General features: G+C 41.8%; 24 protein-coding genes and 1 tRNA gene. 14 read left to right on the top strand and 11 right to left on the bottom strand.

What is annotated here, in order from left to right:
- Window positions 1-16: 16 nt before the first annotated feature.
- Both ABD772_RS06930 and ABD772_RS06925 read left to right on the top strand, forming a co-directional pair.
- Window positions 17-901: a tyrosine-type recombinase/integrase gene (locus ABD772_RS06930; protein ID WP_345102134.1), complete on the top strand. Its 885-nt coding sequence runs from the start codon at window positions 17-19 to the stop codon at window positions 899-901.
- Window positions 885-1763 carry a tyrosine-type recombinase/integrase gene (locus ABD772_RS06925; RefSeq protein ID WP_345102131.1) on the top strand — a complete coding sequence of 293 codons (879 nt, stop codon included), beginning with the start codon at window positions 885-887 and terminating at the stop codon, window positions 1761-1763. The genes ABD772_RS06930 and ABD772_RS06925 overlap by 17 nt, the downstream gene beginning before the upstream one ends.
- A gap of 14 nt (window positions 1764-1777) precedes the next feature.
- Here ABD772_RS06925 and ABD772_RS06920 read toward each other — a convergent pair whose 3' ends face one another.
- On the bottom strand, window positions 1778-2107 hold the full coding sequence (locus ABD772_RS06920; protein ID WP_345102128.1) for a hypothetical protein: 330 nt from the start codon (window positions 2105-2107) through the stop codon (window positions 1778-1780).
- Between the two features lie 731 nt (window positions 2108-2838).
- On the opposite strand from ABD772_RS06920, the gene ABD772_RS06915 reads away from it, so the two are divergent.
- The 3 genes from ABD772_RS06915 (at window position 2839) to ABD772_RS06905 (ending at window position 5718) form a co-directional block, all read left to right on the top strand.
- On the top strand, window positions 2839-3186 hold the full coding sequence (locus ABD772_RS06915) for a hypothetical protein (RefSeq protein WP_345102126.1): 348 nt from the start codon (window positions 2839-2841) through the stop codon (window positions 3184-3186).
- Between the two features lie 798 nt (window positions 3187-3984).
- Window positions 3985-4737: an Abi-alpha family protein gene (locus ABD772_RS06910; protein ID WP_345102124.1), complete on the top strand. Its 753-nt coding sequence runs from the start codon at window positions 3985-3987 to the stop codon at window positions 4735-4737.
- Between the two features lie 9 nt (window positions 4738-4746).
- The gene (locus ABD772_RS06905) at window positions 4747-5718 is read left to right on the top strand and encodes a DUF4238 domain-containing protein (RefSeq protein WP_345102122.1); all 972 of its coding nucleotides are present in this window, start codon (window positions 4747-4749) and stop codon (window positions 5716-5718) included.
- Here ABD772_RS06905 and ABD772_RS06900 read toward each other — a convergent pair.
- The gene (locus ABD772_RS06900) at window positions 5715-5948 is read right to left on the bottom strand and encodes a helix-turn-helix domain-containing protein (protein WP_345102120.1); all 234 of its coding nucleotides are present in this window, start codon (window positions 5946-5948) and stop codon (window positions 5715-5717) included. The two genes, ABD772_RS06905 and ABD772_RS06900, sit on opposite strands and share 4 nt — an antisense overlap.
- Between ABD772_RS06900 and ABD772_RS06895 the strand changes: the two genes are divergently transcribed.
- The 3 genes from ABD772_RS06895 to ABD772_RS06885 all read left to right on the top strand — a co-directional run bounded on the left by ABD772_RS06895 (window position 5942) and on the right by ABD772_RS06885 (window position 7325).
- Entirely contained in the window at window positions 5942-6400 is a 459-nt protein-coding gene (locus ABD772_RS06895) for a hypothetical protein (RefSeq protein WP_345102118.1), read from the top strand. The two genes, ABD772_RS06900 and ABD772_RS06895, sit on opposite strands and share 7 nt — an antisense overlap.
- Window positions 6397-6960, top strand: a complete 564-nt coding sequence (locus ABD772_RS06890; RefSeq protein ID WP_345102116.1) for a hypothetical protein — start codon at window positions 6397-6399, stop codon at window positions 6958-6960. The genes ABD772_RS06895 and ABD772_RS06890 overlap by 4 nt, the downstream gene beginning before the upstream one ends.
- Before the next feature lie 291 nt (window positions 6961-7251).
- A tRNA-Asn gene (locus ABD772_RS06885) sits at window positions 7252-7325 on the top strand.
- A gap of 123 nt (window positions 7326-7448) precedes the next feature.
- Here the strand turns inward: ABD772_RS06885 and ABD772_RS06880 are convergent.
- The 7 genes from ABD772_RS06880 to ABD772_RS06850 form a co-directional block, all read right to left on the bottom strand.
- The gene (locus ABD772_RS06880; protein ID WP_345102114.1) at window positions 7449-7961 is read right to left on the bottom strand and encodes a hypothetical protein; all 513 of its coding nucleotides are present in this window, start codon (window positions 7959-7961) and stop codon (window positions 7449-7451) included.
- Window positions 7962-8036: 75 nt separating this feature from the next.
- Window positions 8037-8579, bottom strand: coding sequence for a hypothetical protein (locus ABD772_RS06875; RefSeq protein ID WP_345102112.1), 543 nt, complete (start codon window positions 8577-8579; stop codon window positions 8037-8039).
- Between the two features lie 12 nt (window positions 8580-8591).
- Window positions 8592-8972 carry a hypothetical protein gene (locus tag ABD772_RS06870; RefSeq protein ID WP_345102110.1) on the bottom strand — a complete coding sequence of 127 codons (381 nt, stop codon included), beginning with the start codon at window positions 8970-8972 and terminating at the stop codon, window positions 8592-8594.
- Between the two features lie 99 nt (window positions 8973-9071).
- Window positions 9072-9566: a hypothetical protein gene (locus ABD772_RS06865; RefSeq protein ID WP_345102108.1), complete on the bottom strand. Its 495-nt coding sequence runs from the start codon at window positions 9564-9566 to the stop codon at window positions 9072-9074.
- Window positions 9567-9589: 23 nt separating this feature from the next.
- On the bottom strand, window positions 9590-9751 hold the full coding sequence (locus ABD772_RS06860; protein WP_345102106.1) for a hypothetical protein: 162 nt from the start codon (window positions 9749-9751) through the stop codon (window positions 9590-9592).
- Window positions 9748-11187: a phytoene desaturase family protein gene (locus tag ABD772_RS06855; protein ID WP_345102104.1), complete on the bottom strand. Its 1440-nt coding sequence runs from the start codon at window positions 11185-11187 to the stop codon at window positions 9748-9750. The genes ABD772_RS06860 and ABD772_RS06855 overlap by 4 nt, the downstream gene beginning before the upstream one ends.
- A gap of 9 nt (window positions 11188-11196) precedes the next feature.
- Window positions 11197-12018 (bottom strand): hypothetical protein, encoded by an 822-nt coding sequence (locus ABD772_RS06850; protein ID WP_345102102.1) that lies wholly within the window; start codon window positions 12016-12018, stop codon window positions 11197-11199.
- Window positions 12019-12386: 368 nt separating this feature from the next.
- On the opposite strand from ABD772_RS06850, the gene ABD772_RS06845 reads away from it, so the two are divergent.
- The 5 genes from ABD772_RS06845 (at window position 12387) to ABD772_RS06825 (ending at window position 16697) form a co-directional block, all read left to right on the top strand.
- Window positions 12387-14732 (top strand): molybdopterin oxidoreductase family protein, encoded by a 2346-nt coding sequence (locus ABD772_RS06845; protein ID WP_345102099.1) that lies wholly within the window; start codon window positions 12387-12389, stop codon window positions 14730-14732.
- 10 nt (window positions 14733-14742) lie between these two features.
- Window positions 14743-15201, top strand: a complete 459-nt coding sequence (locus ABD772_RS06840) for a hypothetical protein (protein ID WP_345102097.1) — start codon at window positions 14743-14745, stop codon at window positions 15199-15201.
- Window positions 15202-15438: 237 nt separating this feature from the next.
- Window positions 15439-15918, top strand: a complete 480-nt coding sequence (locus ABD772_RS06835; RefSeq protein WP_345102095.1) for an RNA polymerase sigma factor — start codon at window positions 15439-15441, stop codon at window positions 15916-15918.
- A complete protein-coding gene (locus ABD772_RS06830; RefSeq protein WP_345102093.1) occupies window positions 15902-16486 on the top strand; it encodes a hypothetical protein in 585 nt (194 codons plus the stop codon). The genes ABD772_RS06835 and ABD772_RS06830 overlap by 17 nt, the downstream gene beginning before the upstream one ends.
- 1 nt (window position 16487) lies before the next feature.
- Complete coding sequence (locus ABD772_RS06825; protein ID WP_345102091.1) at window positions 16488-16697, top strand: hypothetical protein; 210 nt, start codon at window positions 16488-16490, stop codon at window positions 16695-16697.
- Window positions 16698-16785: 88 nt separating this feature from the next.
- Here ABD772_RS06825 and ABD772_RS06820 read toward each other — a convergent pair whose 3' ends face one another.
- Together ABD772_RS06820 and ABD772_RS06815 are read right to left on the bottom strand one after the other, a co-directional pair.
- On the bottom strand, window positions 16786-17742 hold the full coding sequence (locus ABD772_RS06820) for a CvpA family protein (protein WP_345102089.1): 957 nt from the start codon (window positions 17740-17742) through the stop codon (window positions 16786-16788).
- Window positions 17743-17864: 122 nt separating this feature from the next.
- Window positions 17865-18752, bottom strand: coding sequence for a dienelactone hydrolase family protein (locus ABD772_RS06815; RefSeq protein ID WP_345102087.1), 888 nt, complete (start codon window positions 18750-18752; stop codon window positions 17865-17867).
- Between the two features lie 256 nt (window positions 18753-19008).
- Here ABD772_RS06815 and ABD772_RS06810 point away from each other — a divergent pair, with 256 nt between their 5' ends.
- Window positions 19009-20355, top strand: a complete 1347-nt coding sequence (locus ABD772_RS06810) for an MBOAT family O-acyltransferase (RefSeq protein WP_345102085.1) — start codon at window positions 19009-19011, stop codon at window positions 20353-20355.

The following is a 20355-nucleotide window of genomic DNA, read 5'->3' as shown; positions in this document are numbered from 1 at the left end:
TTAATGCTTACAATTTATGACAAATCCACTATACATACGGCTACATGCGGGGTTCTCTGAATGGCTACGCATACTCAACTTTGAACCCACTAGTCAGAAGTACATGCCTAAAATGCTGACCGAGTTCCTGGATTTTCTAGAAGCCAAAGAGTGTAACCATCCCCATGATATACACCCTACACACATCAATAGCTACTTTGAATACCTGCATATCCGGCCCAACCGCAAATCAGGTGGAGGACTAGGCAAGAACTATATCCGTAAACAGTTACAGGTGATCAACAAGTTTAGCAGATACCTCACAGAGAGTGGTAAAGAAAGCTTTGCAGTAAACTATCATATTAAAGGAGCAGCAGACCGGAGTAGCAATGTGCTCACCATATCAGAAGTACAGCAGCTTTTTGGAGCTACAACAGAAGATGTGTTAGGCCTACGTGATAAAGCTATGCTTGCTTTATACTATGGTTGCGGGTTGAGGAAGAATGAGGGTGTCAATGTAAATGTACGGGACGTACTGTTTGATAAAGACTTGGTCTTGGTCAAAAAAGGTAAAGGCTATAAAGAACGCTATGTGCCCCTAGCTGGCAACAACAAAGCCGATTTGGAGAACTACATCTGCTACAGCAGGCCTCACTTGTTGAGTAACAAGAAAGAAGAAGCACTATTGATCAATGTTAAAGGTAAACGATTAAGTAGCTCAACCCCTTACGTGAGGTTGCAACAGTTAAGAGCAGCAACAACCATTACTAAACCTGTTGGTGTTCACACGCTTCGTCACAGCATAGCGAGCCATCTCTTACAATCAGGAATGATGTTAGAACAGATACAAAGATTCTTAGGACATAGCAGTTTAGAAAGTACGCAGATATATACCCACCTGAAACATGAAAACCAATCTTAGCACATTTGAAACTTACCTTATAGAGCAAGGGTTTAAACCGGATACCATACAGCAGCATCGTAACTACGCCAGCTACTTCTCAGCCTGGCTAGCAGAAACAAGCTATGCCTTAGAACAAATTACCTATACAGAGATATTGGACTATGCGGATCAATTAAAGAATGAGGGTAAAGGAGTTAACCTGATTAACCGAATGATGCTGGCCTTACGGTATTACTTTGACTACTTACAGTTTAAGAACCAGGTTAGTTATAACCCTGCGACAGGCATCAATCTAAAAGGAGCTATTCGTACCGTACCTAACAACCTGTTAAGCAAGGATGAACTAGAAGCCTTATACAATGCCTATCAGATCATAGACCCACGTACACACCGTAACAAAGTCATATTAGGCTTGTTGGTCTATCAGGCATTGACCAGGGAAGAACTGGAAACCTTGCGGCCTGAGCATCTAAAGCTACGTGATGGTAAGATACAGATACCAGTCACAGGTAGACAGAACGAAAGGCTACTGGCTTTACAGTCATTCCAGGTACTTGACTTGCAGGAATATTCCCTTTTAATAAGAGGGCAACTGCAAAGCAGGTCGCCGAGGCTATTTACGGGTAGAGATGACAACGAGGACCTAAAGAACACATTGCTGCATTTGTTCTATGCATTAAAGCGGATAAACCCTAAGGTCAGACATGCACAACAACTCAGGCAGAGTGTGATTACTGAATGGTTAAAGGAGAAGGATTTAAGGGTAGTACAGTATATGGCAGGACACCGGTATGTGAGCAGTACAGAAAGGTACAGGGAAAGTAACCTGGAGGAACTGAAAGAAGCTTTGAATAAGTATCATCCAATGAGCAGTTCATGATCTGCGGGTAAAAGCTATAACATCCTTGTTTCAGCAAGCTTTTTATATTTAAGCCGTCTTACTTCTTTTTTAAAATACAGTTCCGGATACCGGTGTTGTACAACAGCCATCAATTTTTGATGAGCATCTTTAGCCAATGATATTTTTCCTCTGTACAAGAGTTCCCATATGGACACTGGGTGGTGCTGTATCCAGAAGCTTACTTTTTTATAAACTACTTCTCTATTGTAATTTAACTTAAGCATGCTGTCTGAAGATAATTTTGAAGTAAGGTTATAAGAAGAGAAACCAAATGTTGGTTGCCCTATCTGGGGTTTCAATATATTTTCAATGTTGTCTTTCACTACAGGTAATCAGTTTTTTATGTTATTATGTGCAAGCACAAAGTTAAACTGGCTTTAGTTCATTTCATAGGTTTACTTTTAGACATCACATGAAAGATATGCACAATGGTATTCCTCATGCTTAATCATTCTATTTCTGTCATAAAAGCACACGTATCCCCTTACAGTTTTTTCCTGCTACTCTTCAATTAACTACTTCGTCTGAGCCGTACGTCAGTATTTTCATACCTACACCTACATGGATGCCTATAGCCTACTCTGTTAATTCAGAACACTTGTTACTTATGTGTCATGCTCCACCCTCAAACTTATAAGTTAACCCGTTTGTACCTACCGGAGAAAACTCCCCCGCTATGTTTAGCTATTATTTCAAGCCCGCAGGTTACAACCCAATGTCGTTGCCTATAACTATCTTTTGAGACCCTCTAGGCTGAACAACTCCAATGCTTCTGGAGAGGGGTACACTACAAAATACTAATAAAAATCTGTTATATGAATGCATGAGAGAGGAAGTTATTAGTCATTGTTGATAACATATATAAGCTTTACATTTCGTTTACAAACTGTTAAATACTCAATACATAAGACATTAAATAGCTATAAAAAATTTGAGCTTGTGTACGAGTAAGACAAAGCCTGGCCATCCAAGCATCCCCCCCTCTTTCTTGCCGGACAGTTACCCCCTGGGGTAAAACTGGCAACAATAATTATTCATCCTAAAAATTAAAAAAATGGTAACAGTAAGTAATTATGCTGTACGCACAACAGCAGATGGCCGTGTGTTCATAGCACTTGAACTAACCGGTGGACTTGAACTAATTCAGAGCCAGGTATCAGGTAATTTCTATGCAACTACACGTAAGTGTTCAATGCCAAGCACCTTTGATGAGGAAACGGCTAAAAGCTTAATTGGCTCTCAGCTTGAAGGTGAAATTGTAAAGCTTGATGTAGAACCTTATGAGTTTCTGAACCCTCGTACTGGTGAAGTGCTACTATTAAACTACACCTGGGCTTACCAACGTAGTCCCAGCTCCGTTTTAGTTGGAGCAACTCCGGTACAAAGCACAGAAATGGCTTGATGATCTTCTCACCTTTAGGAGGGTGATAATTTGGGGGGATTAGCATAATGCTGTCCCTCCATTTTTAAACTTTTATTATTTAACCAATAAACTATCAGGGTTTACCTATGAACAACAAGAACTTTTTTTTATGTGATGAAAACACCTTAATGATAGTAACGGATAAAGGCCATTTGAGAACCTTAGTAGCTCCGTTTACAGTACGGTGTATTCGAGCAACGGATATTTTAAAGGAAAATGCTCTAGTAAATGTTGATGCTGTAAAACCCCATGATGAAGAAATTATCATGTACCTGGTACTCAAAAAATGGATGCCCTACAGCTATTTTCAGTTGATAATAAAATAGAGTATACTTCATTTCCCCTTGCACAGGCCACCCCACAGGCCCAAAGGTATTCCAACTCCATTGGCTTACTCATAAATCACGCCAGATGCCATTACGTTTAACAAGCTTTCCAAGCCCGTTAAACTCCATTGATGCTCCTGGTATCAGGCCCCGGGCTGCATCAATCTGTCATGCTTTCTGTTTTAAGCCAACTCCGTTTCCATGCAAGCTCCTGTATCTTATAAATCATTCACGTGCGTTCACTCATTTATAAGCTACCCGCTTGCCGTGTTAGGCTCACCTGCTGGTCACAACAGGCGGCAATACTAAAAATTATTCCCTACCGAACCGGCATTTCACACATTGTTAGTATCTTGTGTAAACATTCTGTGTAGTCCCATTTCATGGTTTCCCTACACAGACCTGTTGTTCCGTTCGCAGCAGGCTCGCAGGTATATTTATAATAATATTGATGACAGATTTAGAAAAGCTTGGAAATATTTTTGGAGCAGAAACCATCAAACGAGTTTACGAAGATGGTTTTTCAGGCTCAGTACAGGAAGCCGGTAAAATGCTCACAGACTTAATGAAGTCTGCACGGTTGTTTACCATGCCGTTCCAGCTAGCGGCAAATTATCAAGACAGAATAACTAAATATTTTGAAAGGGTAAGAAACTCTGTTCCTGAAAACAACCAACAGTCAGCACCAGCATCCCTTAGTGGCCCAATTATAGAACGGTTAAAGTTTTTAGAGGAAGATAATTATTTAACAGACCTTTATCTTAACCTGTTGTCACGTGCTATTGATATAGAACGTGTAAATGAAGCTCATCCAGCATTTTTTCACATAATAGATCAGCTTTCTCCGGATGAGGCCTTATTTCTATTTAAATTAAAAGATATTGAAATAAAGGTTACCACATACAGAGATTTAGACAGGGAAGCAAACAAGTTTATTAACTACCAAATTACAAAGACAGATCTTCCTGCTACCCAATTCAATTTCCCGGAGCATTTTCATATGTATTATTCACATTTAGAAAGCCTAAATCTAGTTACCTGGCCTGTTGTTGATACTGAATACCCCCAAAATGAAGCCGGTATTCAAACGGGGTTAATCCAGCATAGTATTATAAAGTTAACCGATTTTGGTGCGTTGTTTGTAAAAGCCTGTATACCAGAAAAGGGTTTTATTTTTATGAAAAACAATAATAATCAGGAGTGAGGTTGTTTTATGAGTGAACCTATAGGACAGCATCTAGTACCGAGGTGCTATCTAAAAAACTTTGCTTTGAGTAAAAACAAGGATTGGTTAATTGATGCTTGTAATGTACAAGTAGATGATACTAAGATTTTCAACGTCAATATCAAAGCGGTTTGTAAACAAAAAGAATTCTATACTTTTAAGAAGCTACCTGATGGAGATAAAAGGTTCCTAGAAAAATTCTATAGTAAAACAGTAGAAGCTGATTATGCCCAGGTATATAATCTTTTAATGAACGGTGACAATATCAGTCCGAATGATAGATTTAAAATAATAGCTTTTGTTATATGTCAATACTGGAGGACTGCTAAATACATTAATGCTATTAATAATATTTTTACTAGTTCTATACAACATGGTTATAACTTAATACAGTCTCAAGGATTAGAAAAGAAAATTCATTTTGATGGAGGTGGAGCAATAAGCTTTGAAAATAAAACGGTTGATGAGGTTATAAAGGAGCAAAAAGAGGACACAAGGGAAGGATATAATGTTGATAGCTTTAACAGGTTTAAGGACCTTACCAGTAGAAGAATAAATGATAGGATTGTTGTTTATGAAGCTCATCCTGGTGATTTTTTTATAACGAGTGATAACCCTGTAAAAACGGCACATAACATTTATGATCCTACCGGGACAATCAAGATGCCTATTAATCATAAATATATGGTCGGACTTTTACCATCTAATGATGACCCGACCTTTCGGAACAGAAAATTACATAGGATTAAGCTAGATTATGAGAGGTCTTACTTTGAGTGTTTAGGTAATAATTTTATGCAGATTGAACAAGCAGATGTTGTAATTTTAGGAAAGAAGAGTTGCCTGGAAAAAGCTTTACAGGACTATAAAACATTTGATGAGGATGTATTCAACGTAAGATTTGATAGGTTTTATAAAAACTTAGAAGAAGAAAACGCCTTTTTGAACAGTCAACTTTAATTACCTATTTCATCCAATAGTTTGGATGGTGGGATTTTCAAAGCTTTAGCCACAGCAAATATTACTGATACACTTGTATTCAGCAAGCCTCTTTCCAGTCTACTGATCTGACTATACTCAATACCGGCTTCATTAGCCAAAGCTTCCATAGTCATATTTTTTTCAATACGATACTTCCTTACATTTTCTGCAAGTAGTCTAATGGCTGCTATATCCCTAAGCTGTGGCACAACCCAAAGCTGGAAGTAAATTTTATTTTGATTTGTGGCAAATTTGCCTTAATGTTGTGTTGTTCACCTTTAACCTTAATAAAATGAAACATAAAGTTTCCAGACTGATAATAATCAGCATGGTCTGTATATTCCAGGCGGCATACGCGCAAACAAGAATAGAAGCAAAGGAAGCCCCCCGCCACATAAAAGACACAGTTACAGCCTGTGGTAAAGTGTATAGCACAAAGGTTATACAGTCAACCGGTATGGTCTTATTAAACATCGGAGGCTATTACCCAAACCAAGATTTGACAGTGGTGATTAAAGCTGCTGTTGTTAAGCAGTTTAAAACTCCGCCCAATATTGAATTTAGTAACGGTCAAGTATGTATTACCGGTGCTATTACAATATTTAAGGGTAAACCAGAAATTATTATAACCAACAGCCAACAGATAAAAAAAGCATCATGAAATGTATAAAGACCATCCTGTTCTGCTTCATATTTAGTGCCAGGGCATTCACCGGAGAGGCTCAAACTTACATGCCTGGGGTTACGGCTGTAATACCGGATCTTCCCCAGTATCATCCAAACTTGAGCTTATATCAACGGCAAATGCAGGTTACTGCTTCTAAGTATGAAGCCGGTTATAATAGGCTGAAAGCTGATTATGATGACCTAATGAATCTTGAATTAGTAAATAAAGCTAATAAAGCCAACTTGGAAAAATACAAAGTGGATGTTAAAGAGTGGGCTGATAAGAACTTCGCCCAATTTGACCTTTCTATTCCAGCTAATGTAGACAAGATTGATAGGTTCTTTAATGGATGGTATGAAAATAAGAATGTACGGGATGAAATTGCATTGATCCGTAATGTGAAACTGGAAATAAATAGGCTTAAAATCAAAGACCCGGATGGCTTTTTTAAGTCTGAAAGATATTTAGAAATGGGGGCTATTTTCAAAGAGCTTGAAGATTGTCAACCAGAAAATATTAGTAAATTAGCTTGGCAACATGGGTTGGCATTTTGATATTAAGACAGGGGTAACTGTTATGAAAGCTTTTCTTGTTCGATTTATTAGCATTTTAATCTTTTCCATTTTCTTCTCTTCGTTTTCAGGCAGGATTTCCTGGGAAGGGGCTATTTTGGTTTCACTTGTATTAGCTCTTATTTCAATGCTGTTGAAGCCAAGTAATGACTAGTAAAGTGACCCTGTAGTCGAAGCATTTGTATAACAAAATTTATAAAGGAATAATAGTTTAACCAGGTCATGGTTTGCAAATAGTTTGAGCAGCTAATCAAAAGTGGGCTAAAACAGCACTCCTGAGTAGCTCAGCCGGTTAGAGCATCTGACTGTTAATCAGAGGGTCGCTGGTTCGAGCCCAGCCTCAGGAGCCTTAGTAGACAGGCCGACAGAAATGTCGGCCTTTTTGCTTTCATTAATACCCAAATCGGCCTTGGCGTTATCAAATAGCAAGAAAAACTTATTATTAAGCTTGGCTTTGCTAGCACTGGGCACTATTGGACTTTAAACTTTATACCCTTTATGATATCATAAATGATTGCTTTTGCCTTTTCCTTGTCTTTGATATCCGCTGTGACAACGCCTGCTACTTGAACGGTATTAGAGCTATTTACACAGAAGAAACGATAAAGAATTACATCTTTTTTGGTAGAGTCCAGCCCTAAGGCGAATCTTTTGCCGTCTACAGTTTCAATGCTGGCAGGGCCTATGCTTTGCATTGTTATTTTTTCGGCTTTTAATTTAGAAGACGGGCGCCTGGGTATAGTATTAAGTAAAACCATAATGTTACCCACTTTATACACATCATCTGGATGATTATTAAAAAAGCTTTGAAGAGAGGGATGTTTTCCTAATTTCTGCTGTGTTATACTCAGCAGCTCTGAACGCTGCATTTTTTGCATCCTGCTTGGTGGCGTTATGCTGGCCATATTCGCAAATTGTATTTGTTGCCCAAAGCAAGTGATTGTGGTTATTAAAAATGCTATCAAAAATGTAATCCTTTTCATTTTGTGGTTGTTGCAACTGCAGATTGAGAAAAGCCATAAATAATCTATGGTTTTCTCAGAACATAACTTTTACTGTTATTTAAATTTTAAACTTTTTAGAAGGTCATATAGAGTTGCTTTGGCCTTAGCTGAGTCTGTTGCGTCAAAAGGCATCATTCCGTCAATAGTCTTCGTTCGTGATTTGTCTGCAGTAAAATATGAATAAGTCCACAACTCACCTGCCGGAGCCGGTAATAATGTAATCAAAAAACGCCGGCCATTTATCGTTTCTATATATGAATTATATCCCGCAACATTTTTTGACAACGCATCCATGCCCGCTTTTTGTTTTATAAGATAATCGACGTTCAGGGGCTGTTTCAATTGAACCGGATGAATTGCAACCACCAGGTCATTTATGAGGTAAGTGTCTTGCGAATGAAAGTCTTTTAAAACCTTAAATACGTGATCATTACTATTTTTATACTTTTCATGAATAACAGATATTGTTCGGTCTGTACTTATTTTTGTTAATTTATTTGCCGGATTTACTGTTGCGACATTGTTTATTTCCAAACGTTGCGCAATAGCTGCTACGCTGAAAAAAATCATTGTTATAACACATATCGCTTTTTTCATGGCTTTTTAAATTTAGTGATAGGTAGGACAATATTTTTTTTGAACAACGGATTGTACCTGCATAGCCTGATCAAGTTCTGTTCCCATCTCAACAGGATAAAACTCATGTGGATTGCTATCATCGGCCTTATAGATATTGAGTGCTCCTGGATAGTTCCCTAATATTGCAGCAACAGCAGCATCTCCATTTTCTCCGGAATGAATCCCAAGATATGCACCAGAAGTCTGCGAAAAATCATGTTCTATCATAGTATGTCTGTTGTACTGGAGTTGTACGAGCCTCCCCGTTTGTTCCTTAATATAAGTTGATGTCCAATCCTTAACCATTACGACATAAGTGGTATCCTTAAGCACTGTTGTTGCAAATGCATTTACCTTGATAAATCCTGCCAACAAAAAATATGGTTAAAAACGTAACTAATGAAACCATTGAGGCTTGCAAAATAGCCACCGGACCTGCCCAGATAATTAATGTGAATGGCAAGGTAGCGCCTAATAAAATGATGCCCAGTTTAATATAAAATTCCACACGGAAACCCGCGTCAAACCATCGCGCAGCTTAACCACGTTAGAAAGAAATAAACCCAACGCAAGGGCCACTAAAGGCGGCTCAAGCGTATATTTCCCCGCCTGATCCCAACTACCCAGTGTGTAGACAATAGCTGATACTACAAATATGAAAATGAACGCCGGGATAAACTGCTTTGGCTTTTGTCCGATAAAAGACGTCACGGTAGTAAACAATACCAATAAAACACCAAGCAGGCCCAGATACCTGACGCCGTTTTTTTGAAACTGCTCAGCCAGTTGCGAAAAGTTTACCCATTTAGACGGAGCCACGGCTATCCACGAAATACCGGAGCCGGATAGGTAAGATACATAGGCCAGTATAACTATACCAAGGCCCAATATTACCGCCCACCAATCTTCGGTTAGCGGAGTTGAAGATGATCTGTTTGTAGTTTCATGATGAGAATGTTGTGCCATATTTTAATGTAATTTATTCAGGTTTAAATAATACGTTGCCGTCCGGTTGCTACTCTGCCAAAACCAAACTTTACCGGGCGGCTTGGAGTGTCGGTAACAGGTAAAGTATTTTGCTGTGTTATATCTTTCCTAAAGGGCAAGAAAGTAATAGCTGAAAATATCAGCAGGATGCTTAATAATTTCATAGCTGTATATTAAAAACATCTTTTAATGCACGCTTTGCAGCATTATAGCCGCACATGCCATGTACACCGCCGCCCGGAGGGGTTGAGGACGAACAGATATACAAACCTTTCGCTGACGTACGATAAGGCGAACTGCGCAGGGCGGGGCGCGTAAATAATTGCGCCAGATCAATAATGCCACCATTAATATCGCCGCCTATGTAGTTGGGGTTATACTCCTGCAATTGTGCGGCATCTATGGTATGCTTGCCAATTATCCGTTCACGGAAACCGGGGGCAAAACGTTCTATCTGATTTTCAATTTGGTAGGCCATGTTTTTGGTAGAGCCATTGGGTACGTGGCAATAGGCCCAGGCCACATGCTTACCCTCCGGTGCGCGGGTTGGGTCTAAAACAGATGGTTGGGTCAGCAATACAAATGGTTTATCTACATGGGTGCCTTTGCTCGTTTGCTTTTCGCCATTGGCTATTTCTTCAAATGTGCCCCCTATATGGATAGTGCTTGCTTTTGAAGCATCAGCAGCAGTAAAAGGTATTTCGGCATCAAGTGCCCAATCAATTTTAAATACGCCCATACCATAACGGTAGCGTTCCAACTGCCATTTATAAATGTTGGAGAACTTATGTCCCGCAATGGCTAATAACTGTTTTGGAGTAATATCTAACAGTACTGTTTTTGCTGAGGGTAGTTGATCTAACGAAGTTATATAGGTATTGGTTTGTATCTGCCCGCCCAGGCTGGTAAAGTAGCCGGCCAATGCATTTGCTATATTTTTTGAACCACCTTTAGGAACAGGCCAGCCTTTTAGGTGCCCGTTGGCCATCAGCACCAATGCAATTGCCGAGGTTGCCGCATTTGATAATGGCTGAATGCTGTGTGCTGCCATCCCGCCAAACAGACCCCTCGCTTCTTTTGTCTTAAATCTTTTAGCTAAATAGGTAGCAGGCAATAGTGCATTTAAGCCAAATGCGGCCAAATCCAGCGGGTGTTTAGGAAAATGTAGCGGGCCCAATATATCGGCAGCCATCCCGGGCCATGACTTAACCAACGGCCCCAGCAGTTTTATATACGCATCCTTGTCACCGCTCAATGACAAGGCTGTTTTTTCTACTGAGTGTTGTAAAATAGCTGCGGTGCCGTCGTCAAAAGGATGGGCCGCTGCAAATTCCGGATAGATGTATTCTAAGCCATAATGGTGCAATGGCAATGTCTCAAAAAATGGAGATGCTGCTGCCAGCGGATGAACCGCTGAACAAACATCATGCTGAAACCCAGGTAGAGTAAGCTCGTCGGTACGTAAACCGCCACCAATGGTTGACTTACCTTCCAATAATAGCACAAATAGGCCCTGCTGCTGCAAAGTAATAGCTGCAGCCAGTCCGTTTGGTCCCGAGCCAATAACTACCGCGTCAAAATCTGTACTATGTTTTATCATTCTTTTAAATTAATACTTCCCCGCCACTAAAGTGCTTTTTGGTAAAATATAGTTACGGTTATAACGGTCAAGCACTATATAAATCGAGTCTTTATGTTCATTAATGCCTGTAAGAATAACCCTTGAGCCATCCGTAGTGGTATATTTTAATACCATCCTGTTACGTTTTGGCTCACGTTGTTTTTGGGCAAATTCCCTATCTCTGCGGGTTGACCAAGCACGTTTGTCGATCATCATTTTTTCGTCGCCGATATGCTGCCAGGCAGTTTTGCTTATCCAGTTATCCTGCGGTTGCTTTTTAGCATCGCCACACCGATTGCGGTTGCCGCGGCCGCCCCTGCCACGACGTAGAGCAACGGCATTTTTATCCTGCAGGTATAATACTTTATCAATTGTATCGGCATAATAATGAAAGGCCCGCTGCCCGCCGGCCACCCCGGTTATTTCAAATGTACGCTGAATATCGTGCATCGGGCTGCCGCCGCCGTTTGATGGGTCGATCACCACAGGTTGGTTAACTTTAAAAGTCAGGGTTGTCCAATTCTCAAAAGTAGCTTCCTGCCAGCGCACCGTATCTAACTGGTTGTATGGGATATCCTGCCCGTTCAATTTAAACTCAGTAACATGGTAGTTGCCGCGTAACTGTTTAACGCCCGCTGTTGATGGTTGTTTATAGGGGCCGTATTTAAAGTTGATGTACTCGGTATAAGTTAATACCCCAAAGAAAATGATAAGCGTAAGCGCCTTTAACACAAGGCGTGTATACTTTAAGCCGGGTTTGGTAAAATCAGGATATATACGTTTATGAACAGTAGCGCGTTCGCGTATCAATAAATTATAAAGATAGGGCACATAAGCGGCTATCAGGAATGCCGCAAGTACTACGAAGTAAAACGCATAAACGTGGACTCCCCCGTCATAGGCATAATTTACAAAAGTGAGACAAACATAAAAACAATAATTTAAACTACCAAATCTATAGAGTAAATATTATTAATATAACTTAACAGATGCCGCGATCTCCCATTATTATATTGGCTATTATTCAAATAAGATATATCAGTTGCCGGGGGGTCATAATAGCTTCAGCATGTGAGCATGACAAAAACCGGCTAAAAACACTTCAAAGCTTTTCTGGTTAATAAAATATCAATCGCATATTCCGTGCGCTCAAAATTTACTGTAAAAGACTCCCGCTTATGATACAGTCCAGAAATAGCATAACCGACATATGGGGCGAACGCCATCCCTATTATGGAGAATGGCCGGCAAGAGTGGATCAATCCCTTACTGCAGAACCCGACCACTGGGTAAAATCAGCATGCGTATTATGTTCTAATGGCTGTGGCTTAGATATCGCCGTTAAAGACGGGTGTATTGTAGGCGTACGCGGACGCGCCGAAGATAGGGTAAATCATGGGAGGCTCGGCCCCAAGGGCCTTCACGCCTGGATGGCAAATAACAGCAAAGACCGGCTAACCAAGCCTTTGATCAGAAAAAACGGTGCGTTGGTGGAAGCTACCTGGGACGAAGCGATGGAGATGATCGTTGAAAAGTCTAAAGAAATTATAGTTGAACAAACCGGTCTCGGTATCGGGTTTTATACCTCCGGACAGCTTTTCCTGGAAGAATATTATACGTTGGGAATTATCGGCAAAGCAGGCATCGGAACACCGCACATGGATGGAAATACCCGTTTATGCACCGCCACCTCGGCGGCAGCGCTTAAGGAGTCCTTTGGCTCTGATGGGCAGCCTGGTTCTTACACTGATCTGGATACAACAGACACGATACTTCACTGCGGACATAACATTGCGTCGCAGCAAACAGTGCTATGGACCCGGATATTAGATCGTTTGGCGGGCCCGAATCCGCCAAAGCTTATCGTTATCGACCCAAGAAAAACGTTTACCGCCGAAAAAGCTACCGTACATCTTGCTCCGCGGGTGGGTACTAATATTCCCGTTATCAACGGTTTGTTGAACCTCATCATCCAATCGGGCAATATTAATACCGATTTTATAAGCCGGCATACCGTAGGCTATGATGACCTGGTTAAAGTAGTTTCAAAATGGACGCCCGAAAAAGTAGAACACCTAAGCGGCGTACCGGCATTTAAGTTAAAAGAAGCTGCTGATCTGCTCGCGCAAACAAAAACATTGGTTTCAACGGTATTGCAGGGATTTTATCAGTCTATGCAGGCAACGGCTGCTTCTGTACAGGTAAATAACCTGCATCTTATCAGGGGAATGATCGGGCGTGATGGCTGCGGAATTTATCAGATGAACGGTCAGCCTACCGCACAAAATACCCGGGAGTGCGGAGCCGATGGTGACCTGCCCGCTTTCAGAAACTGGAGTAATAAACAGCATGTTGCCGAGCTTGCCAAAATATGGAATATAGAAACGGACAAGATCCCCCACTGGGCGCCGCCTACACATGCTATGCAGATATGGCGTTATGCCGAACAAGGATCGATCAGGTTATTATGGATAAGCGGAACAAATCCGGCGGTTTCTTTGCCTGAATTAGCCCGCGTTCGAAAGATATTAGACAAAGAAGATCTGTTGGTTATTGTACAGGACGCTTTTATGACAGAGACCTGCCAACATGCTGATATTGTACTACCTGCGGCAATTTGGGGCGAAAAAACGGGCTGCTTTACCAATGTCGACCGGACTGTCCACCTATCAAACAAGGCAGTGAACCCTCCCGGAGACGCCCGGTCTGACCTGGATATTTTTATCGACTACGCCCGTAGAATGGATTTTAAAGATAAGGATGGCAATCCATTAATAAAATGGAACGATGCTGAAGGTGCTTTCGAAGGATGGAAAGAATGCAGCAAGGGCCGGCCTTGCGACTATAGTGGCATGAGCTATAAGAAATTAAACATAGGCAGCGGCATCCAATGGCCTTGTAACGATGAATACCCGGATGGCGCCAAACACTTATATACCGATCATACATTTAACACTGCTAAAGATTATTGTGAAACCTATGGACATGACCTGGACACCGGCGCGGCAGTAACGGAAGAAGAATATAAGGTGCTTGATCCTAAAGGCAAAGCGTTTATTAAACCGTCAGACTATACCCCGCCGCATGAGCTGCCTGACGAAGAATATCCGTTTATGTTAACAACGGGCAGGGTGGTTTATCATTTTCATACCCGTACCAAAACGGGCCGGTCAAAACAATTGAATGATGCGGCTCCTGACGCTTTTATACAAATGTCAGAAGAAGATGCGGCAGAATTAGGAGTAGCAGAGGGAGATATGGTCGAAGTAGAGTCGCGCAGAGGGAAGGTGACTGAACCGGTTAAGATTGGTGGCATAGAACCCGGCTTGCTTTTTATTCCGTTTCATTACGGTTATTGGGATAACCCGGGCCGTTCAAGAGCTGCTAACGAACTTACCATTACAGAATGGGACCCGGTGAGTAAACAACCTCATTTTAAATACTCGGCAGTAAAAATTAAAAAAGCCGGCCAGGGTGTTTTAGGTAAGATAAGAAGTGCGATAAGTCAATTTACAAAGCAATAAATTTATAACAATGCATATAGGAGCTTATATACGATTGGTGCATGAAAGCGAAAAGGATCTGGCCAAAGCTTTTCACTATGTCGGCGACACCCACAAAGCAGAACCTGATATTTTTTCTAACTGCCAAATGTTAGCCGGTTGGTCTGCAAAACTGAGCGATCAGATACAACCTATGACCGTTAAATACCACGAAGAAGACAATCCGGAAGCCGACCGGCTTCTTCACGCTTTCTTTGATCAAAAGCGAAAAGGGGCACTCGCGCTTTTACAAGACCTGCAAGACCTATGGCTGATGGCCAATGAGGCAAACATCTCTGCGATTATTTTGGGCCAGGCAGCTTTGGGTTTAAGAGATGAAGCTTTAATATCGTTATGTGCGGAAATTGAACGTCAGTCAAAACGCCAGGCCGCCTGGCTTTTGACGAGGATAAAATCGTCTGCTCCTCAAACTTTAATCGCTGCTAGTTAGTATCATATTCCCACAGCCACATACTTACTTACCCTGCCACATCCGAAATTTCATATTGGCTATAGCAGCTATGATCATCAGCTGTTTTCATTTATTAAAGTCAGCAGTAAGGCCCCTGATTTCTGTCCTTACCGCTTTTCCTATTTTCAGCTAATACCCGTTAAATTGTAACATTTTATAAAGTGCCGTATCTAACCCGGCATAAATGAAAAATCATCTTATAATGGTCTGGTCAAAATGACAACATTCGAGGAAATTTATAACCGCTATGCCCCGCAAATATTTCGGGTGTGTTTAGGCTATACCAACGATGCTGATCAAGCCAAAGATCTGGTGCAGGAAACTTTTATTTCAGTTTGGAAAAATCTGCCCGGCTTTCGCAACCAATCGCAGATCAGCACCTGGATATTCAGGATAGCTACAAACCGCTGCCTGCGTGCCCTGGAGGTTGCTAAACGAATGCCTGTTGCAGAGCTGCCTTTTGATCTTGTTGAAACCAGGGAAGAGTCGCAAGAAGAAAAACTGAACTTTTTATACCAGTGTATTGCAGAGCTCGAAGAAACGGATCGCATCATCATTTCGCTTGAGCTGGAAGGCTTGCCACAAGCAGAAATTGCTGCCATTGTAGGTCTGAACAGTGGGAATGTACGGGTAAAAATTCACCGGATAAAAGAAAAGCTAAGTCAAAAATTTAAAGCACATGGACAATTTAGATGATCTGAAAGCCATTTGGCATACAGCAAAAACAGACAATTTGCCCAGCTCAAAAGAAATGATAAAGCTGGTAAAAGGATTTCGCGGTCAAAAGCTTAGAAAAAAATGGCTGGTTATTATATTATCCTTAGCATTATCCTGCCTGATCATTATAGCGCTATTTATAGGCCAATTTAAACTCGTAACCACCTTTATAGGCGGAGGGTTAATGGCCGCCTCTGCCCTGTTATTGGCCGCTACCAACGTCAGGTCGTTAAAGCGTTTTTACCGGTTGGATGATTGCAGTAACCTCGAATTTTTGGCTTTTATAGAGCAGACCCGGCAAAATCAGATCTACTATTATAAAAAGACCATGGTAATGATCTTACTGCTTTGCTCGATAGGCTGGGGATTATACTTGTATGAACCTGTGCGTCAGCATACCCTTTGGCTCATTGCCACCTACACCGGGGCCGCAATCTACCTGGCAATTATGTGGTTTATTGTAAGGCCACGCACCTTCAAAAGAAATGCAGAAAAACTAAATGTTATTACCCGTCGATTAGAAAGCATATCAAAACAACTTAAATAATATGAAACGTAACGCCATGCCAAAACCTGTTTTATTTTTACTGATCAGTGGTTTGCTGTTAACCAGCCTCATGCCCATAGTAAGCCGGTATTTCCCCCTGCCCGATTTTCTGAAAGGGTTTTTGGGCGGTATAGGTATCGCACTTGAGTTTGTTGCACTCGTTAAATTACAACGCAGCAAGAAATGTGCTGCATCTGCAAATAACGTTTAGTGTAAGGCGAAATATGAAGAGCTCAAGGCTTCGCAAATATGGGGAAGGTCCAAAAAGTCGCCGATTTTAAGTTCGGTTGAGGGCTTTATCAATCCCGAAACGCCTGCGTGATCATCAGCCCGTAAAGCCCGCCATCGAGAATGCCGATACCTAACCTGCCAAAAGCCGGATTTAGAATATTTGCCCGGTGCCCGGGCGAGTTCATCAATCCCTCATGTGCCATGGGTAAAGTTTGCGTGATGGCGATATTCTCTCCCCCGGTCAAAAAATGCACGCCGTCTTTTTTCATCCGCTCAAACGGGTCAAGGCCTTCGGGTGTATAATGCGAGAAATAACCACGGCGAAACATATCATCAGAATGTTCGCGTGCAACCTTAGTCAGTTCCGGATCGGCTTTCAAGGGTTGCAGCCCTCTTTGTGTACGCTCACCGTTAACTAATCGTAAAAGCTCAGCTTCCAGGTCAGGCCGAGGCCGGGCGGCCATCACTTTAAACGGCAGCTGCACCGTTCGCTCATGACTCACTGCGGCAGAACTGTTTCCGCGAAGTTGCAGCAGTGCATCTGTAAATATGGGCGACAGCTTTTTATTCAGCCCGTTTATGTTGCCGGCCAGTTGTTTTGCAACGCGACTTCTCCTGGCCTCGCGCATAAATGTCCCGTCACTTGGATAAATGATTAAAAAAGCCGACAGCAATGTTGCCCATACCAAGCCGTTAACCAGCCCCGGCAAAATGCCCAACACATGGTTTAGCAGGCTTTGCGACACACGCTGCGGTAAACGCCGCAATAACCAAAAAATTAAACGGTCAAAACTTATCTGCGCCAGTATAATAACAATGACGAAAGCCAGTGCAGACGACCATTTGCCGGTTTTAGGCAGCAGTTTTAATAATAGTGCACCGGCCGGTTTATAGAGTAACAGCGCCAGGGCCAGCACCGCTATCCACGACAATAAAACAAGCGCCGAAAGAATAAATCCGCGGTGAAAGGATGCCCAGGCACAGACCAGCACAATAACGAGTATCAATAGATCAGCTATATTCATAAAGCTGTGTAAATAACACACACCTAACAGTCTTGTTTAAGCCTTGATATTATGAATGCAAATGCTCATAAAAAGCCTGTTCGCGCATCAATGCTGAACAGGCAAAATACAGGCTCTGCCTATTACGATAAATGTTCTTTAAAAAAGTCGATCGTACGTTTCCAGGCAAGCTCGGCAGCGGTTTTATCATAACGGGGCGTAGTATCGTTATGGAAGCCGTGGTTTGCATTTTCATAAATATAAGCCTGGTATTTTTTATGATTTGCCTTCAACGCTTCCTCATAAGCAGGCCAGCCACCGGTTATGCGCGTATCTAACGAAGCATAGTGCAGCAATAGTGGAGCTTGTATCTTAGGCACATCCGCTGCCGGCGGCTGCGCGCCATAAAAAGGTACGGCAGCAGCAAGGTCGGGCAAACGTACAGCCATTGAGTTGGCAACACCGCCTCCATAACAGAAACCCACCACACCTACTTTACCGTTGCAGTCTTTATGGTTTTTGAGATAATTAAATGCATCAATAAAATTCTGCAGCATTTCGCCCGAATTGCGTTTCGATTGCATTTCGCGGCCCGCATCGTCACTACCCGGATAACCACCCAGCGGCGTCAGTGCATCCGGAGCTATACTAATAAAACCGGCTACAGCTGCTCTGCGGGCCACGTCTTCAATATAAGGGTTCAGACCACGATTTTCATGCACCACCACAATGCCGCCCAGCTTGCCTTTGGCATCTTTGGGCTTTGAAAGCAGCGCCTTGATGTTACCCCCACCGTTGGGCGACTGATAAGTGATGTATCCCGATTCTAAACGCGGGTCGTCGGCTTTTACCTGGATATTGTTTTTATAATCGGGCATCAGAAAACTCATCAGTGCCGGTACCGTCAGCCCGCCTACGGCATAAAGTGACAGCTTCTGCATAAATCCGCGACGGTCAAGCCGGTTGTGTGCATAATCATCATACAGGTCGAATACTTCCTGGCTGATGTCTTCTTTTTTTATCTGCGTCATGATAAATGGTTTTTATCAAATATAATTGATTTACAATATCATAATACAACACCGCTATGAGTATTACTGTAAAAAAAGCTGCCTGCCGTTAATCTCAATTTTATAATTTTTTATAATTTTAATTACCGTAAACGATGTCATGTTATTTAATTCTTATCACTTCTTATACTTTTTCATCGTAGTTACGACGCTGTATTTTCTGCTCCCGCATCGTTTCAGGTGTTTTTTGCTGCTTGTTGCAAGCTGCTATTTTTACATGAGCTTTGTACCCGTTTATATACTGATCCTGTTCTTTACCATTGTGATTGATTATTTTGCGGGGATATATATCGGGCAGTCGCAGGGTCGCAGGCGAAAATGGTTACTCGCGGCCAGTTTGGTGGCCAATATCGGCGTGCTGGCAATATTTAAGTACTATAATTTTGTTAACGAAAACATCACCATAGTAATGAGTAATTGGGGCATTAAAAACCCGGTGCCTTATCTCGCCATTTTGCTGCCCATAGGCTTATCTTTCCACACCTTTCAGGCTATGAGCTATACCGTCGAAGTTTATCGCGGCAATTATAAACCCGAGCGCAACTTTGGCATTTACGCCTTATATGTAATGTTTTATCCGCAGTTGGTTGCCGGACCAATAGAACGTCCACAAAATATCCTGCACCAATTTTATGAAAAGCATGATTTCGACTATCAGCGCATAGCAGATGGTTTAAAGCTTATGGCCTGGGGCTTGTTTAAAAAAATTGCTATTGCCGACAGGCTCGCCGACATTGTAAATGTAGCTTATGATGAGCCGCATAAATACCACGGGCTAAACTTTGTCATCGCCACAATATTTTTTGCTTTTCAGATATTCTGCGATTTTTCCGGCTATACTGATATTGCCCTTGGTGCTGCTAAGGTTATGGGGTTTAAACTGGTAAAAAACTTTAACCGCCCCTACCATTCCAAAAGTATCAGCGAGTTTTGGAGCCGATGGCATATATCGCTGTCAACCTGGTTCAGAGATTATCTGTACATCACTTTAGGCGGCAACCGGGTAAGTGCATCACGCTGGTACTTTAACCTGTTTGTTGTGTTTCTGATCAGCGGCTTATGGCATGGAGCCAACTGGACCTACATTATCTGGGGGGTACTAAATGGCTTTTACCTCATATTCGCTATTATCAGCCAAAAACTACGCGACCGTGTGGCCAGGGCCAGCGGTATTACCAGGTTCCCGAAATTATATAGCTGGATACAGTTTCCAACTACTTTTGTGCTGATCTGTATTTCGTGGGTATTTTTCAGAGCCCATACCATTGCCGATGCTATCCATATTTTGAAAAGTATGTTTACTGATACCTGCGCAGATGTTATGAGCATTATACACACGCACCATCTGCAGTCACTAGCGCCCCCGGTTAATAAAATGATACCGGCAATACTGGTAATAGCCATACTTGAAACCGTGCACTTGTTACAAAAACGCCGCAGCATACTTGAGTATGTAAACAGCAAGCCTAAATATATACGCTGGGGTATTTATTATGCTTTTATATTGTTATTGTTAACTTTTGGTACCGCCAGCCACAAACAGTTTATCTATTTCCAATTCTAA

It is taken from the genome of Mucilaginibacter panaciglaebae (genome assembly GCF_039539265.1).
GTDB lineage: Bacteria > Bacteroidota > Bacteroidia > Sphingobacteriales > Sphingobacteriaceae > Mucilaginibacter > Mucilaginibacter panaciglaebae.
This window is presented reverse-complemented; position numbering and strand designations above follow the sequence as displayed.

Bases quoted from the DNA above. Each gene is read 5' to 3' on its own strand.
- ABD772_RS06930 (WP_345102134.1), top strand. From the start codon at position 17: ATGACAAATCCACTATACATACGGCTACATGCGGGGTTCTCTGAATGG.
- ABD772_RS06925 (WP_345102131.1), top strand. From the start codon at position 885: ATGAAAACCAATCTTAGCACATTTGAAACTTACCTTATAGAGCAAGGG.
- ABD772_RS06915 (WP_345102126.1), top strand. From the start codon at position 2,839: ATGGTAACAGTAAGTAATTATGCTGTACGCACAACAGCAGATGGCCGT.
- ABD772_RS06910 (WP_345102124.1), top strand. From the start codon at position 3,985: ATGACAGATTTAGAAAAGCTTGGAAATATTTTTGGAGCAGAAACCATC.
- ABD772_RS06905 (WP_345102122.1), top strand. From the start codon at position 4,747: ATGAGTGAACCTATAGGACAGCATCTAGTACCGAGGTGCTATCTAAAA.
- ABD772_RS06890 (WP_345102116.1), top strand. From the start codon at position 6,397: ATGAAATGTATAAAGACCATCCTGTTCTGCTTCATATTTAGTGCCAGG.
- ABD772_RS06880 (WP_345102114.1), bottom strand. From the start codon at position 7,961: ATGAAAAGGATTACATTTTTGATAGCATTTTTAATAACCACAATCACT.
- ABD772_RS06875 (WP_345102112.1), bottom strand. From the start codon at position 8,579: ATGAAAAAAGCGATATGTGTTATAACAATGATTTTTTTCAGCGTAGCA.
- ABD772_RS06865 (WP_345102108.1), bottom strand. From the start codon at position 9,566: ATGGCACAACATTCTCATCATGAAACTACAAACAGATCATCTTCAACT.
- ABD772_RS06860 (WP_345102106.1), bottom strand. From the start codon at position 9,751: ATGAAATTATTAAGCATCCTGCTGATATTTTCAGCTATTACTTTCTTG.
- ABD772_RS06855 (WP_345102104.1), bottom strand. From the start codon at position 11,187: ATGATAAAACATAGTACAGATTTTGACGCGGTAGTTATTGGCTCGGGA.
- ABD772_RS06845 (WP_345102099.1), top strand. From the start codon at position 12,387: ATGATACAGTCCAGAAATAGCATAACCGACATATGGGGCGAACGCCAT.
- ABD772_RS06840 (WP_345102097.1), top strand. From the start codon at position 14,743: ATGCATATAGGAGCTTATATACGATTGGTGCATGAAAGCGAAAAGGAT.
- ABD772_RS06835 (WP_345102095.1), top strand. From the start codon at position 15,439: ATGACAACATTCGAGGAAATTTATAACCGCTATGCCCCGCAAATATTT.
- ABD772_RS06830 (WP_345102093.1), top strand. From the start codon at position 15,902: ATGGACAATTTAGATGATCTGAAAGCCATTTGGCATACAGCAAAAACA.
- ABD772_RS06825 (WP_345102091.1), top strand. From the start codon at position 16,488: ATGAAACGTAACGCCATGCCAAAACCTGTTTTATTTTTACTGATCAGT.
- ABD772_RS06820 (WP_345102089.1), bottom strand. From the start codon at position 17,742: ATGAATATAGCTGATCTATTGATACTCGTTATTGTGCTGGTCTGTGCC.
- ABD772_RS06815 (WP_345102087.1), bottom strand. From the start codon at position 18,752: ATGACGCAGATAAAAAAAGAAGACATCAGCCAGGAAGTATTCGACCTG.
- ABD772_RS06810 (WP_345102085.1), top strand. From the start codon at position 19,009: ATGAGCTTTGTACCCGTTTATATACTGATCCTGTTCTTTACCATTGTG.